Source organism: Peptostreptococcus sp. D1 (assembly GCF_900112955.1).
Lineage (GTDB): Bacteria > Bacillota > Clostridia > Peptostreptococcales > Peptostreptococcaceae > Peptostreptococcus.
On sequence record NZ_FONP01000009.1, the window covers coordinates 36,158 to 51,370 of the forward strand.

The window sequence follows — 15,213 nt, forward strand, 5'->3', positions numbered from 1 at the left end:
TTATCACTCCTTCACAATTTTTTGAAGAATATCCACATCAAGATGTCCTCCTGAAGATATAACAGACATCTTTTCTAACGAAACAAATCCCGCTTTTATGGCTGAATCCTTTACCATGTCCTTAGTTACTTCCAAATACATATCCTTCATTCTATATATAAACCATGAAACTACCATATCCCAAGGCTCACTGTAATCTTTGTCTATTCCGTCAGCTATGCACACAAATATTCCATTAGGATTTAATGCCTGATAAATTTTTCCCATAAAATCATCTAAACAGTGCTTTGCAGCATATATTGAGCTTGAAGAAAAAATAACATCATATCCGCTTCCTATATCATCCTTTGTAAAATCTCCCGTTATAAGCTTAGCGCGTTCTTTCATTTCGGTTAGTTCAATGGATCTACCTATAATATCTCCCATAGACGACAAATCATATAAGGTAAGCTCTATATCAGAATGCTCTTTTGAAAAAGCAAGTGAATACATCCCTGCCCCACAACCCAAATCAAGGAGTGTTTTTCCTTTGTTTATTTTAAATACTCTTGATAAAAGCCATTTCATTTGTTTTAGATTATATCCGGATTGAATAGTTCTAAATGTATTTTCCATTTTAGAAAAATCTATTTGATCATCTTCTGTATAAGCTACCCTGTCTTCTACCTTTTCATCGTTTTGGAATTTATAGCTTTTATTATCTAAATTTATTTCCAACAAAGAAGAAATATCCTCTTGAAAAACTCCACCCAAATCAGTTCCGAAAGACGCCAAAACACTTCCTGCATAATCTTCACTACTTTTAACCAAATACTTATTTGTATCCGATGTGTTTTTATATTTCTCTTTTTCTTTTTCAACATACTTTAATGCTCTTAAAGTCTGTAAAAAAATTTCGGTATTTTTTTTATTCCAGTTTTTTACTTTTGCCAGCTCATCACTTGTTTTAGGCTCTTTAAGTTCTTCAAATACACCCAAACGAAGTGAATTGACTAAAGTTTTTACTCCTATAACATAATAGGGCATTTCAAAAATTTTCATTAGAAAAGCATCAGGACTGTATATTTCATTCATAAAATTTCCTCCTATCTGTATAAATAGATTTATATATCAAATTTTTAATAAATACGAACAACATAATCGGCAGTTGTATTTAAAAACTCCGTATCATGTGAAACAATAAATATGATGTTATCCTCTCTTCTATTTTGACGAATTAAATGGGAGATTTTTATCATATTTGCGTAATCCATTCCACTTGTCGGCTCATCAAAAAATACAAGCTCGGAATTCTTAGCAAGTACCGAAGCGATTGCCACTCTTTGCTTTTGCCCTCCTGACAGGCTCATTGGATGACAGTCTTTAAATTCATACAAGCCAAGTCCTTTTAAGATATTCTCTAGCTTGTCTTTTTCGATGTTTTTTATTCCTAGTCCAACTTCATCTATTACAGAATCTGTAAAAAGCTGATGATTCACATCCTGCATTACAAGAGCTGAAAGCTTAAGCCTATCTTTTTTAGAAAGCTTGCTCCCATTTAAATAAATTTCCTCTTTGGATAATTTTTCAACTCCTATAAGGCATCTGAGGAAAGTGGATTTACCAAGTCCGTTTGTGCCGATAATTCCATATATTTTGCCTGTTTCAAATATCATATTTTTCAGATATATTTTTTTATCTGTTCCTTTAAAATTAAATTCCATACTTTTAATCTCGAGGCTTCCCTTATTCGGATTTTCAGGAACTCTAAGCTTCGTTTTAATTTTATCTCTCAAGCCTAAAGCATTTAACTCCTCTACAGATAATTTTTTGAAATCGTCTATTTTATACCTTCCTTGTATTTTTCCATTTTCAACTAAAAATACCTGATCTGCAATATCCATAAGATAAAATATTCTGTGTTCCGAAACAATTAATGTTATTCCTTTCTTTTTAAGCTTTATAAGCATTTCCCTTACAATTTCAATATTTTTTTCATCAAGATTTGATGACGGCTCATCCAACACGATTACATTGGTACCTGCAATAAAGCTTGCAGCAATGCAAAGAATCTGTTTTTCTCCACCTGAAAGCTTAAAAATATCCCTATTTAAAAGATGCTCTATAGGGAATACCTTAAGCATTTCTGCAAGCCTTTCATCCATTTCACTCCTTGACAGTCCGATATTTTCCAAATAAAATAAGAGCTCAATTGTTGTATTCACATTAAAAAAATGGGTTTTAGGATTTTGAAAAACGCTTGATACCAGCATAGATACCTCATAAAGCTCAAGAGCTTTAATTTCTTTACCGTCTACCATAAGCTCACCATTTAATACCGCTCCATCATATCTTGTGGATAATCCGTTAACGGAATTAATAATTGAGGATTTTCCACTGCCACTCTTTCCTGTAAGCAATATACATTCCCCTCTTTTAACAGTCATGGAAATATCCTTTAATATATTTTCATCTTGTTTATAGGAGAGATTTAAATTTTTAATTTCTACCATAACCATCCTCCTATCACTATTACTAAAATTAAAGCTGCATAAACAAAATCAACAGCTCTCAGTCTTACAGAGATATATCTGATTTTCTTAATAGGATTTTCAATACATTTTGTCTCCGCCGCTTTTGAAATATCATCTGCAATATTTGACGAAATGACAAGAAGAGGTACGATTATATATTCCATATAAGAAACAGGATTTTTAAAAGAAATACCCCTTATCTTCATCGCCAACCTTATATTGTATTTTTCTTCCTTAAACGATGGAAAAAAGCGAAACATCACCGCAATGGGTATGGATATTCCTCTCGGAAGCCTTACCTTATCCATAGACGATATAACGCTTCCTACATCTGATGTTTTAATCATAAATTTCCCCGACAGATAGGGAAGGTAAAACATTTTAGCTACAATAAAGAGCATAAAGAACATTTTTATCATAATATGGCTGTCCTCAATCATATTGAGTTTAGGCAATAAGGAAAATATGCCAAAAAAGAACACTCCTTTTATTGCATCTACTTTAAAACCATTTTTATAGAAAAGAAAGGAAATGAGCAAAACAATTCCTATTTCAAAGTAAAATTCTATATGATGAAGTACAGTCAGCCCAACCAGAAATGTTATCAAAAATTTTGTGATAGGATTGGGATTATATGTGCTATCCAAAGAAGCGAGCATTATATTATACCCGCTTTTTCAAAGTGCTTTTTAAGGAAAGCTTTTCCAATGTATGCTCCAATAACTCCACCTACAATTGCACCTGCATATACAAGTGCCATATTAGGATAGGTAACTAGCTTTTCAAGCCCTGCTGTAAATTCCTTTCCCATCATTCTCATACACATTTCAAGATATCTTTCCTTTACTAATAGCAGCTGCATTAGAGACCCGCAAATCCATGTGTTAAATACGGCGAATGAAATCATATTATACTTAAATGATTTGTAATCTCCCGCCTTTCTTATCAGCTCTGCAATCATCATTATGATTAAAGCATGAACAGGTAGTACATAAGTATGTCCCATTGAAAACATAATAAGCGGAGATATCATACCAAGTATAAATAAGCCCCAAGGTTTTTGAACCTTTGCCATAAAAAGCATGATAATAACACCAGTAACTATTCCCAAAGCTGTAGGATATACCAAAAATAAAATAGGAATCATACCGATCATTCCAACGGCGAACATCACTACAAAATATATAACGGTAAATACACCGATAGTTACCAAATCCTTTATCTTCAGTTTATTTGTATTCATAAGTTTTTACCTCCTTTATATTCCCCCAAGTCATCACTTTACTACATTTAAATTTTTATATTACGACATAGATTTCGAAATCATATACTGATATAAATCAGATTTTTCTCTGAGCTCCTCATCAGTTCCCAGAGATTCAATTTTTCCATGATTTAATAAAACAATCTTGTCAGCGTTTCTTATTGTTCTCATTCTATGAGCAATGACGATAACTGTTTTGTTCTTAATCAGCTCAGATAGAGCCTCCTGAATAAGACTTTCATTTTCGACATCAAGAGAAGCCGTAGCTTCATCCATCAGAATAATCGGTGCATCTTTTAAAATTGCCCTTGCTATGGACAGTCTCTGCCTTTCACCTCCTGAAAGTCTTTCTCCGTTTTCTCCTATAACCGTATTTATCCCATCCGGCATTTTTGCAATAAACTCATCGCATCTTGCAATTTTTGCAGCTCTTATGATTTCTTCATCTGTAGCACCCTTTTTACCTATTTTAATATTGTCTTTTATACTGGCATTAAATAAAACCACATCCTGAAAAACAATAGAAAAGCTTTTTAAAAGGGTTTCAGGATCTACTTTTCCAATATCTTCTCCTCCTAAAAGAATTTTACCCTTATCTATATCCCAAAATCTTGCGGCAAGCTTGGTCAAAGTCGTCTTACCGCTGCCCGATGGACCAATCAAGGCAGTCACCTCTCCTTGCTTTGCAGTAAAGCTTACTCCATTAATCACCGAATAATCATCATATCCGAAATAGACATCTTTAAATTCAATATCATAATTTTTTATATTCATATAAGATTTTCCCTCTTGAATCGGCATTGTTTTAATTTCTTTCATTCTGGTAACAACTCCATCAAGAAGATTAATCATTGCCATAAATGCAAGAATACTTTCAATAGGCAAATATATACTTGCAGTCAGCAATAGAAAAGCTATATAAACAAGTACATTAATCTCTCCTGCAATTAACATACCTGCGCCGACAATAGATACCGTTACAATTCCAAGCTTTAAAAGAATTCCTGCAAAGGCAATTGAAATACCTGAAACAAATTCGGTTTCCAGCTTTACCTTCGTTGCATTTTTTAATTTATCAAAAAAAACCTTAATTGTTTTTTCTTCCAGGTTATATGACTTTATTTCTCCAATTTGCTCAATTTTTTCTTGCAAATCATCAAAAACCATTCTGCTTGCTTTTATCCACTTATCTACGGTTTTTCTTTGCTTTCGCTTAGATAAAGAAAAAATAAGAATGGATATAGGTATTACCCAAAGTGCAGAAGCTCCAAGCTTCCAGTTATAGCTTAAAATCATAAGGGCTATAATCGCTGTAGAAATACTTGTCGAATAAATATGAGGCACTGCATGAGAAAATATTTCTTCATAAAGCGTAATATCACCCATCATTGTTGTCGCAAGATCAGTTAAATCTCTTTTTCCGAAATATGATAGTGGAAGCTTTTTCATTCTGTTTGCAAGATCTATTCTGGAGCTTGCCGTCTCCTCATACACATTATTATAAAGCCTTACATAATCCCATCTTGCAACAAAATACATAATGACAATCATCGTTATAATAAGCCCTATATAAACATAATTTGAAAGCTTTAAGGATCCTTCTAACCCCTCCACTTTACCTAAATATTGAAACAAAAATGTAAAGGCTATTATAGGAGGAAACATTTTTGTTAAATTTAATATTGTGTGAGAAAAAATAGATTTTTTAAGGTTCCTTGCTCCTATTTCCGTCATAGCATATCTTTTTATAAAATATTTATCCATTCTGACCTCCTATTCTCCAATTAATAGACCTTTGATATTCATCCCAAAGCTTTTTGTACATCTCTCCCTTTTCAAGTAGCTCTTCATGCCTTCCTTCTTCTACTATCCTGCCACCATCTATAACAAGGATTTTATCGGCATTTATAACCGTTGATAGTCTATGAGCTATCATAAGAGTTGTCTTATCTTTAGAAAGCCTTTTAAAAGCTTCCTGAATAATGTATTCATTTTCAGGATCTGCAAAAGCAGTGGCTTCATCTAAAATTAAAAGCTTTGCATCTTTTAGAAAAGCTCTTGCAATGGCAAATCTTTGTATTTCACCACCTGAAAAATAAGTTCCTTTTGTTCCGTAAACTGTATCGAGTCCCTTTTCAAGATTATCCACAATCTCCTTTGAACCAGAATTTATAAGTGCATTCTCTATTTCAATATCTGTTGCATTTTCTTTGCCTAAAAGCAAATTATCTCTAAGGCTCATTTTAAATAGCTTAGACCCCTGAAATACAAAAGCTATTCTTTTCATTAAAGCTTTCTTTTCATAATTTTTAATATTTGTTTTACCTATTAAGATTTCTCCATTGTCTGCATCATAAAATCTTGCCGCAAGCCTTGCTATGGTACTTTTTCCTCCACCGGAAGGTCCTACAAGAGCTACAGTTTCTCCTTTATTTACACAAAATGAAATATTGTCCAAAACCTTTTCATCCTTATATGAAAAGGACACATTTTTAAATTCTAATCCATCAGCAAAATCTATCTTTTCGCCATAAGTTAAATCCTCATAATTCAATATATTATCAATATTATCTAAGGCTGTGGCTGCAAAAAAACTAAACTGAGTAATAGTCGTACTCCTCATAACAAACATCCCAAAGGTTGGACCCAGTAAAAGATAAAAAACAGAATTACCTAATACCATACGAATATCCTCTCCTCTACCTATCAGAACTATGGCTACAGGTACAAGGAAAAATGCTGTAGAAGCTGTAATAGCTTCATACAAAGACATTTTATTTCTGTACATAACGGTAAGCTTCATTACAGTTTCTTTTAAGCGAATAATTAAGGAATGAAGCCTCTTAAAGCTTTCAACACTCTGTGCAAAGGTCTTTACAACAGGTATCCCTCTGACATACTCTACCGTTTCGGCTGATAGATTTGCAAGATCTTCAAAGTATTTATTTCTCTCCTTTTTCATTTCCTCATTCATCATAGTTGCCATAAGTCCCATTGATATTATAAGAGGAATAAGGCTTGCCACTCCAAGTCTCCAATCAAAGTATAGAAATAGTACCAAAAGAATAATCGGAGAAATCACAGACATAGCTATATCAGGAAGCTGATGAGCCAAAAAACTGTGGGTTTGAGCTGCACCGTCCACAATCACATTTCGAATTTTTCCACTTTCTCTATTTAAAAAATATCCCAACGGCTTCTTCATCAACTTTTCTACATTTACTTTTATAATATTATCCTCTACCTCAAAAGCAAAAATATGAGATATTATAAGCGCTATAGTATAAAGCAAAAGACCTGCAATAGCAAATGCTGCGGCAGAAACAGCATAATTCTTTATAATCATAGAATCAATATTGCTGCTATCAAGTATGACACTTTTTACTATTTTATGAATATAAACCATAGGCGTAATCACCATAATCCCAGAGGCAGCAGATAAAATCATAGCTAAATAAAGCATATAGCCCTTACGTCCCGCATAGGGCATAAGCCTTTTTAGCACTGACGGTTTCCTTTGTTTTTCTTTCAAAATAATTATCTCCTTTCTTTGTTTTTACTGAAGCTTTATACATTTTTACCAAAATACAGTATAATCCTTTTAAACTATCCCTTTTAGCTTTTAAAAAATTAATTTTTTCTATAAATAAACCCCAGTAATTAATTATATATAATTGTATCATTTCAAAAATTATGTTACAATATATACAAAAGATTTATGTCTAATAAGGATAAAGTCTAAAAGGGATAAAAGGAGTGGAATTATGAGTGATTTTTATCAATTTGTAAAAGAATACATGAAGGTATGTGAATGTGAAAAAACATGTAAATACTGTAAAATAGGTCATAATTTTTGTATTGATACAGATGAAGCCAAGGGTGTTTATTGGTTTTACGAAACAGAAGATTTTATAGTCAGTATTCATGATTTTTTTATAAAAAAAGAAATGATACAAACCAATTTCCCCAATATGGATGAATTTATGCTTTTTTCTTCCTCATACATCATTACTGCAAATGGAGAAAGCTTTAATCCTTACCAAACCCTAACATCAAATGTTTTATATATTATCGATTTAAATAATGTATCTAAGAATTATCGCTTTCTACTTCATGCAGGTTCCCCATATCTAAGTGTTGAAATCAACTTCAAAAAACAAATGATTGAAAAATATTTAGACTCTTTAAAAGATAAAGTTTCTTACTCAGATATATTTTTTAATACAAAATTAATGATTACAAAAGCTTTAGAACATTTGGCAAAAGATATATTAAACTGCAAAATGGAATCTCCAGCCGCTGAAATATTTTTTGAAGCAAAAGCAAAAGAATGGCTAAGTTTAACAATAGATGCATTTTTAACTCGAAAGAATAGCTTTTTATCTGAAGATGATAATAAAGCTATAAAAAATGTTGCAAAATACCTTGATGATCATTATGCTATAAATGTCCCTCAGGAAACATTGGAAAAAATTTCCATGATGAGTGGCACGAAGCTTAAAAAATTATTTAAACAAAAATATCAGATGAGCATTACTGAATATTCACAGAGAAGAAGAATGAACATTGCTGAAATACTGCTTTTAAATTCGAATCTCAAAATCAAAGAAATAGCTGAATCAGTAGGCTACTCTTCTCACTCTAAATTCAGCACTTATTATAAAAAATATAAAGGGGTTTATCCGAAAGATATTAAAAAACAGGTATCTGAAAAACTATTTATCGACAATTGTGATTGTTTTAAGGATAAATAAACTGTGCAAAAAGAGAAGCTTAATCTGCCCTCATCATTTGAACAGGTTAAGCTCTAATAACTAATTAAGGCTCTATTCCTATATACAACAGGTGTTAATCCTTTTAACTTACTTTTAATTCTATCATTGCTGTAGTAATAAATATATTTTTCAATTGTTTGTATTATATATAAGTCTTTTCTAAATAATACCTATATATTTGTTTTGATAAAAGTAGAAAAAACCAGAGATATCTATTTCTAAATATCTCTGGTAAACTTAACACCGGTAAATGATATAATTTCCTGCCCCACTATTTTATAGAACAAAGCTTTCTTATTTGTAATTTTTTCTACTTCGCATATTTTCTGCGTTTATAATCAAGCAATAGCAATGAAATTCCCGATACAAGCATTATCCATGCATATATAGACAAATTCGCTTCATCTCCTGTTTTTGGTAAGTTCTTACTTATACTTGTATTTGAAACATTCGGTTTTTCAGTATTCTGCGAAGCTGTAGGTCTATCCGATCTTGTTGATGTATTTGGATGTGTTGTTGACATACTTGAAGATGTTATTGGCGTACTTGGAGATGTTGTTGGTGTACTTGGAGGTGTTTGCGGAGCTTTTTTTTCATTGGTAATAGTAAGTCCATCTTTCATACTTCCTCCATAGACTACCTTGTACTGCTTATCATCAAATTTAATGATATTGCCATCTTCACCAGCTTCTTTCACAGTGTATTTGTAATAGTCTGTGCCGAGTCCGTTTGCCACCTCAAGCTTTTTGAATACTCCACTCCAGTTATTACTTGAATTTAACTCCAGTGTTTTTCCTGTAGGATTTCCATCCTTGTAAAGTTCTACAGTAATTTTATCTGTTGGAGCCTTGATAGTATTTCCACTATGGTCTTTCCATAGCTTTGTTACCTTGATATCCCTAATTGATGGCTCCATTGGTGTCCACGGTGTCTTTTCTTTGTTGGTAATGGTAAATCCATCTGCCATAGTTCCATCATATCTTACTCCGAACCATTTACTATTGAATTGAATAGCAGATCCATCTTCCCCTATTTCTTTAACAGTGTACTTATGGATTGTAGGATTTTCTATTGATTCATAAGCTTTCAGCTTTTCAAAGGTTACTGTCCAGTTGTTATCTTTATTCAATTCCTTTTTACTTCCTGTAGCTACTCCGTCCTTATATAGCTCTACTTCTATTTTTTCAACAGGGGCTTCGTTCAAGTTATTACCTGAGCTATCTTTCCATTCCTTTGTTACCTTAATATCTCTTGTTGGCGGTCTCATCGGTGTCCAAATTAAGGACCAGATAGCATATAGCTCTACATCTTTATCTACGCTTCCTATCTTAAAGGTATCCCCCTTATAATACGTAATACCCTTGCCATCTGCCTGTGTATTCCATCCATTAAAGATATAGTTAGCTCTCTTCATTGTGCCTTGATCTAAAACTGTAACCTTGTCTGTATCGGCATCAATTCCATCAGCTTCAGCAGATGGATAGTATTCTGTATTGTCTTTAGGTACTTCTCCGGTTACATCGGTATGATTTTTATGGTAAATGACATTTCCATAAATGATAATATCATATTTTACCTTTACCGTATCCTCAGGAATTGCTTGTTCTCCACCTGCCAATGTGTTAGCCGCAGCAGCTTCACCTTGAATTTTGCCTGTAGCCTTTGCTTTCACTTTTCCTTTATCAGTAATTTCTGCTATATCACTGCTTAATCCGATATATTTTAATGCAGGTTTTTCCGTAGGGTGATCACTTGTCACAATTGCTTTAGCTGCTTCTTCCATTGACTCCTCTCCAACATGGAGCTTTACATTTTCTATTTTTATTTTTGGAAGAATAATAAGTCCACATCCGATAGAATCAAGAGCCTTATCTTCTATTAATTCAGGTAGCTTCGAGGTTTCATAGCTTATTCTGTCAAAATCAGAATTCTTAAGCTTAAGCATATCTGAAGCTTTTGCTTTAACAGTAAGCTTTACTTCATCATTTGGCACAATAACTTTTATCCACTGACCCTCATCAAGCATATAGCTTTTTAATTCATACTCTCCCTTATCATTTGTTGTTGCACTGTCAATTAAAGTATTTGCGGGAATAATCCTGTCATTAATGGCTATATCATGATTTGGGGAATAAAGCTCAAGCTTAATACCACTTGCTTTGTCTTCTCCATCATCAAATTTACCATTTTCATTTTTATCCCACCAAACATCAGATCCAGCAATTGTAAAGCTGCCATATACATACTTAGCCGGTTTGATATACTCACTTATCTTATAGCCTGTATAATCAGTTGCCTCAAGATTTCCTCCGATATATGCCTCAATCTCATCAATCGTATTTTTAGCATCTGTTCTTAGAGGTAGCTTAATACTTACCTGACTGCTCTTAGGAAGCTCACCTAAGTCGATTTTTACGTGAGTTACCTTTGACCAATCGTCTATATTATCTGCCGAAACAAAAGTATTCCCTCCATCAATACTATAAATGAATTCCCGCTTACCAGCTTGGCGACTATCGCCCGACACGATAGCTTCACCCGTCAAATACATGTCAAAATCATTTTTAAGATTCTGGCTAGTATAAGATGCAAATTTCCCTTTTTTAGGAATCTCAATAATTGTCTTGTATTCCTTAAAACCATTGCCATCCGGTACTTGTACAAAGAAATCTCCACGAAGATCAGCTCTTTCATTCTGATAAAATTTTTGTGTTGTAAAACCACTTTCTGAGCTATCATAAACTATATCATCATACTTTCCAGGAAAAATATTTGATCCTATAAATGCGTTTTTAGATACAATAACCTGTACATTGCTTAATTTGATACCAAAAAGCTTCTTCTCTTTTGTCGCACCCAATGCTGTTGCTGCATTATCAGCTAAGCTATATAAATCTCCTTCAAGCTTAGCATAGCTATAGTATTCTTCCTTACTACCATCAAGCTTATTTTCAAGACTACTCATATCATAGTATACCATACCATAAGGATAATGCTCATTTTCTCCCAATTTAGTTATACTTGTATATCTATAGCTCTTAAGTGCTATCACGATTGGATCTTCCATAAATTTAAGTACCTTGCTATTATCACCATAATAATATGACCATTCTTTGTTTTTAGTGATTTCTCGAATTTCTCTATTCAAGGCTTGTATTCCTACATCTGTGATTGACATTTTAATCCATTTTTTACTGTCAGCATCAGTAATTTGCTCGATCTTTACGTTACCTGAGGCATTGTTATATCCTAAAAATTTGCATTTATCCAAATCTGCTGAAAATTGCTTATCAGTAATCTCAACATAAGCTGCCTCCGGTATTCCATAAGGCATTTGTCCTACCTTAGGCATATCTGAATGCATTACATAAGCATAAGCTTTTGTCTTAAATGTTACTTTTTGGGTCGCTGTTCCTCCTTGTGAAATGGTATTATTTGTTGAATCTCCATGATTATCTATGATATTATCATTTGTCTTATTAGTAACAATATATGTTCTAGTTAATGTTCCGTAAAGCTGTGGACTAGCATTACTATTCCAGCTTCTTCCACCGAATACTTGCCCCTTGCTATGAGTATGAATTTGATTGGAATCCGTACAATTATCGTTATAGTATTTACCCGTAAGATTCACAACAAAATAATTAGGACCATACCAGCTGCCTGTATCTTTCACAATTTCCAAATTCTTACCCTTAAAGCTCGTATTTCTAAGCTCATACTCAATGTTAGAAAAGAGCACTGCTCGTCCTGTATTAGTATCAACAAATGGTTCAATATTAAAGATTCCATCATAAGATAAAGCAATGCTTGATAAGTGCTCATGCTTTCTATCTATTCCCAATTCAATTACTGTTCCGTCTTCTATATCCCCGATATTATACACCTTTTCAATACTTTCTGTATTTGTCAAATTATCAGCAGTTTTATAAATAATTTTCCATCCGCTTAGAGCCTTCATTGCCTTAAATTTACCGGTTAGAAACCCGTTTTTCTCCTCCTGACTGTCAAGCCCCTTTAAATTCAATGTATCTACATTCATAATTATTTTCGGATTTTCAGAGGTTGGAGAATACTTTTTATCTTTTCCATAATTAAAAAAAATCATCCAAGTATCAAAAAAAGTTCCATTTTCTGCTTGCTCCGGATAAAGTATCTTCTTTTGTTTTTTTCTTTCATCCGTACTTTCAGCAGCAATCGGTGTACAAGGCTTTTTAACTACTGTCATCCAGAAGAAGTCATCATATGCCTTTCCACTTATATTATTTACCGGAGATTTTAGTGCTTTTTCCGATTCTGATATAAAGCTGTCATTGATATTAGCATCGGAATCTATTGATTCAGCAGAGTATTTAACCTGCAATAGCCCTGTTGCTTCAGGTGTTATGTAGTAATCAAAGCGACTCTCTCCTGAATATAAATACCTTCTATTAGCAGTATAGTCAGAATAGGTATATGCATTAAAAATCTCATTATTCAAATGCTCCCAATAAACCTTTACCTTCGTTACTCTTCCCCCGGATGTATTAAAGCTAACTTTTTGTGTATGACAATCTCCTGAGCCATACAAATAAACATCATCATTAATTATTTCTGTATATTCTCTTCCATCCTCTGTCGTATAAACAACCTTATCTATCTTAAACTGTCCTTTAGCCCAAGTATTTACATAAGCATGCCAAGCTCGTGGCTGAATTTCCTCTGGAAATTCAAAGGTTTCAATAGTCGCACCCGTCTTATTCTGAGGAAAATACTCTGTATATCCTCCACTTGCATTTTTTAATACATACCAATTATTATGCAAGGATGCAAAGCTAACATCCTTATAATTTGCATCAGCTGATACTGCATTAGCTGTATAAAAGCCAGAGGCGTTTTTTCCTAAACGATAACCTCCATTAAGGAAATTATTAATTTCATAATTGTCAACAATCTCTTTCTTAAATGTTTTTATTTTGACACCCTGATTACTATCAGTTATCATAACCTCCTTACTTCCATCAATACCATTAGGCGTCTCAAAAATAATCTCAGGTGGTTCTGCCTCATACAACGCTTCCGATCCCAAATCCTCAACTCCATCAGCTACCTGCCAAACCGGTGAAAATCCGTTCTTTAGAGCATCACTCCACTTAAAGTCACTTCCATTATTATATATTGCCCTTTTAGGTGTTAATATATAATAATTTCCCTTACCATTATTGTCATTTTTGATTTCACTAATGCTAAGCTGAGTCGCTAAATCACTGTCATACAAACCACTTCTGCTCTGCAATTTATACAAAATAAAGTTGTTTTCTGTGTCTGTAGTCTTTGGTACATACAATTTAATCTGCTTTAATTTCATAAGTGGTGTGTCATTATCATGAATTGTACCTTGAGTATAATAGTACCAATCTTTATTTCCATCAAAAGCCAGTTGTTTCGGCTCTCTGTCATAAAATAATGTAAGACCTGCATTAGTTATCTTAGGGTTGCTGCTAGCATTTAGATAACGATCACCTGTTACCTTTGTTTTAGTATCATCAAAATTATCAGGTGTCATTCTCCACTTGTATTCTGAAGGATTATCTTTACTTTTAATCGGTTTATTATCCTTACCTTCACAAGCAGCAACATTTAATATTGTTTCAAGCTTCCCTTCTTTAAGCCATTTCTCGCAGTCTGCCACTGACAAGCTTTTTCTAGAAAAAGCAATATTAAATAAAATATTTGAATCCCCTAAGGAATACAAAATAGTATCCTTTATATCATAGACGATTTTTACAACCTTATCGTAATTTTTTTGTGTGACAGAATCCAAAGGAATAGTTTTTCCATCCTTATCAAGTAGTGTAATATTATCAAACAGTACACTCTCATTTCCAGGATTCGTAAGCTTAAAGCCATAAATCGGAATATCTACCACAATTTTCTGATCACCGAATTCATTTTTTCCATCATCTCCCACATAACGAAAAGGCGTATAGGATATGGTAAATAAAGTATCTGTCATAGTTGCCAAATTGTATGAATTTAAGGATGTTCCATCGCCATTTGACATATCCTTAATCTTATGACTATCATCGTAAACAACGAGTTCCCCGTTTCCCATAAAATCACCTGTATTAAATGACGGCGACCTCATCGAAAAGCTTTTAGGAAGAAATTGTATCACTTCATCTTTAAGAGCTTCATTGAGCTTATTTTCAGATAAAGCTTCATTTTTGCTAATAGGATTTTCATCTTCTTTGACATTATTTACTCTTCACTAATATTATTTGCGTTGAAATCTTCTTTTCCCAATTTTTCTGTAATTGTAGCTTCAACAGGATCGCTGTCTGCAATAACAATACTGTTTGGAACAATCACTCCTAAGAGCATTATAAAAACTAAGAAAAAAGCTATTAATTTTTGTAATACTATCCTCTTTTTCATTAACTTTCTATTCCTCTCCTCTATATATTTTTCAAAGGCTATTATTTCAATTTTGGAAAATAAACTAGACTTTAAATGACGTTTTATAGTATAATAAATAGAAATAGGTTTGTTATGTAATTTACTATGAATTTTGACGATACTTGTGTCGATTTTAAGTAGAATTTAATTTGTAAGATTTTTCCTGTAAATTAAAGTCTAATATTATTGACATTTAAAGTCTACTTTTTTTGACAGCTTCTTA

General features: G+C 32.9%; 10 protein-coding genes. 1 reads left to right on the forward strand and 9 read right to left on the reverse strand.

Annotation, left to right across the window (positions count from 1 at the left end; all coding sequences use genetic code 11):
* Nucleotides 1–3: 3 nt before the first annotated feature.
* The 6 genes from BM120_RS07395 to BM120_RS07420 are packed head-to-tail and all read right to left on the reverse strand — an operon-like array spanning nucleotide 4 to nucleotide 7,309.
* The gene (locus tag BM120_RS07395; protein WP_091994542.1) at nucleotides 4–1,074 is read right to left on the reverse strand and encodes a methyltransferase domain-containing protein; all 1,071 of its coding nucleotides are present in this window, start codon (nucleotides 1,072–1,074) and stop codon (nucleotides 4–6) included.
* A gap of 44 nt (nucleotides 1,075–1,118) precedes the next feature.
* A complete protein-coding gene (locus tag BM120_RS07400; RefSeq protein ID WP_091994544.1) occupies nucleotides 1,119–2,492 on the reverse strand; it encodes an ABC transporter ATP-binding protein in 1,374 nt (457 codons plus the stop codon).
* The gene (locus BM120_RS07405) at nucleotides 2,486–3,172 is read right to left on the reverse strand and encodes an energy-coupling factor transporter transmembrane component T family protein (RefSeq protein WP_091994545.1); all 687 of its coding nucleotides are present in this window, start codon (nucleotides 3,170–3,172) and stop codon (nucleotides 2,486–2,488) included. Before BM120_RS07405 ends, BM120_RS07400 begins: the two co-directional genes overlap by 7 nt.
* Complete coding sequence (locus BM120_RS07410; protein ID WP_091994547.1) at nucleotides 3,172–3,756, reverse strand: MptD family putative ECF transporter S component; 585 nt, start codon at nucleotides 3,754–3,756, stop codon at nucleotides 3,172–3,174. Before BM120_RS07410 ends, BM120_RS07405 begins: the two co-directional genes overlap by 1 nt.
* A 60-nt stretch (nucleotides 3,757–3,816) precedes the next feature.
* Complete coding sequence (locus BM120_RS07415) at nucleotides 3,817–5,541, reverse strand: ABC transporter ATP-binding protein (protein WP_091994549.1); 1,725 nt, start codon at nucleotides 5,539–5,541, stop codon at nucleotides 3,817–3,819.
* The gene (locus tag BM120_RS07420; RefSeq protein ID WP_330389417.1) at nucleotides 5,534–7,309 is read right to left on the reverse strand and encodes an ABC transporter ATP-binding protein; all 1,776 of its coding nucleotides are present in this window, start codon (nucleotides 7,307–7,309) and stop codon (nucleotides 5,534–5,536) included. The genes BM120_RS07415 and BM120_RS07420 overlap by 8 nt, the downstream gene beginning before the upstream one ends.
* 232 nt (nucleotides 7,310–7,541) lie before the next feature.
* Between BM120_RS07420 and BM120_RS07425 the strand changes: the two genes are divergently transcribed.
* Nucleotides 7,542–8,531: a helix-turn-helix domain-containing protein gene (locus BM120_RS07425; RefSeq protein ID WP_091994550.1), complete on the forward strand. Its 990-nt coding sequence runs from the start codon at nucleotides 7,542–7,544 to the stop codon at nucleotides 8,529–8,531.
* A 53-nt stretch (nucleotides 8,532–8,584) separates the two neighbouring features.
* Here the strand turns inward: BM120_RS07425 and BM120_RS07430 are convergent, their stop codons facing one another.
* From BM120_RS07430 to BM120_RS10895, 3 genes are all read right to left on the reverse strand, one after another.
* A complete protein-coding gene (locus BM120_RS07430) occupies nucleotides 8,585–8,698 on the reverse strand; it encodes an IS3 family transposase (RefSeq protein WP_091994602.1) in 114 nt (37 codons plus the stop codon).
* 164 nt (nucleotides 8,699–8,862) lie between these two features.
* Nucleotides 8,863–14,646, reverse strand: coding sequence for a Cna B-type domain-containing protein (locus BM120_RS07435; RefSeq protein WP_091994552.1), 5,784 nt, complete (start codon nucleotides 14,644–14,646; stop codon nucleotides 8,863–8,865).
* Between the two features lie 146 nt (nucleotides 14,647–14,792).
* Complete coding sequence (locus BM120_RS10895) at nucleotides 14,793–14,969, reverse strand: hypothetical protein (RefSeq protein WP_177187400.1); 177 nt, start codon at nucleotides 14,967–14,969, stop codon at nucleotides 14,793–14,795.
* Nucleotides 14,970–15,213 lie beyond the last annotated feature (244 nt).

What these genes read in the sequence shown, in the direction of transcription:
- BM120_RS07425 (WP_091994550.1), top strand. Translation starts at nt 7,542, where the DNA reads ATGAGTGATTTTTATCAATTTGTAAAAGAATACATGAAGGTATGTGAA.
- BM120_RS07415 (WP_091994549.1), bottom strand. Translation starts at nt 5,541, where the DNA reads ATGGATAAATATTTTATAAAAAGATATGCTATGACGGAAATAGGAGCA.
- BM120_RS07395 (WP_091994542.1), bottom strand. Translation starts at nt 1,074, where the DNA reads ATGAATGAAATATACAGTCCTGATGCTTTTCTAATGAAAATTTTTGAA.
- BM120_RS07405 (WP_091994545.1), bottom strand. Translation starts at nt 3,172, where the DNA reads ATGCTCGCTTCTTTGGATAGCACATATAATCCCAATCCTATCACAAAA.
- BM120_RS07400 (WP_091994544.1), bottom strand. Translation starts at nt 2,492, where the DNA reads ATGGTAGAAATTAAAAATTTAAATCTCTCCTATAAACAAGATGAAAAT.
- BM120_RS07410 (WP_091994547.1), bottom strand. Translation starts at nt 3,756, where the DNA reads ATGAATACAAATAAACTGAAGATAAAGGATTTGGTAACTATCGGTGTA.
- BM120_RS10895 (WP_177187400.1), bottom strand. Translation starts at nt 14,969, where the DNA reads ATGAAAAAGAGGATAGTATTACAAAAATTAATAGCTTTTTTCTTAGTT.
- BM120_RS07435 (WP_091994552.1), bottom strand. Translation starts at nt 14,646, where the DNA reads ATGGGAAACGGGGAACTCGTTGTTTACGATGATAGTCATAAGATTAAG.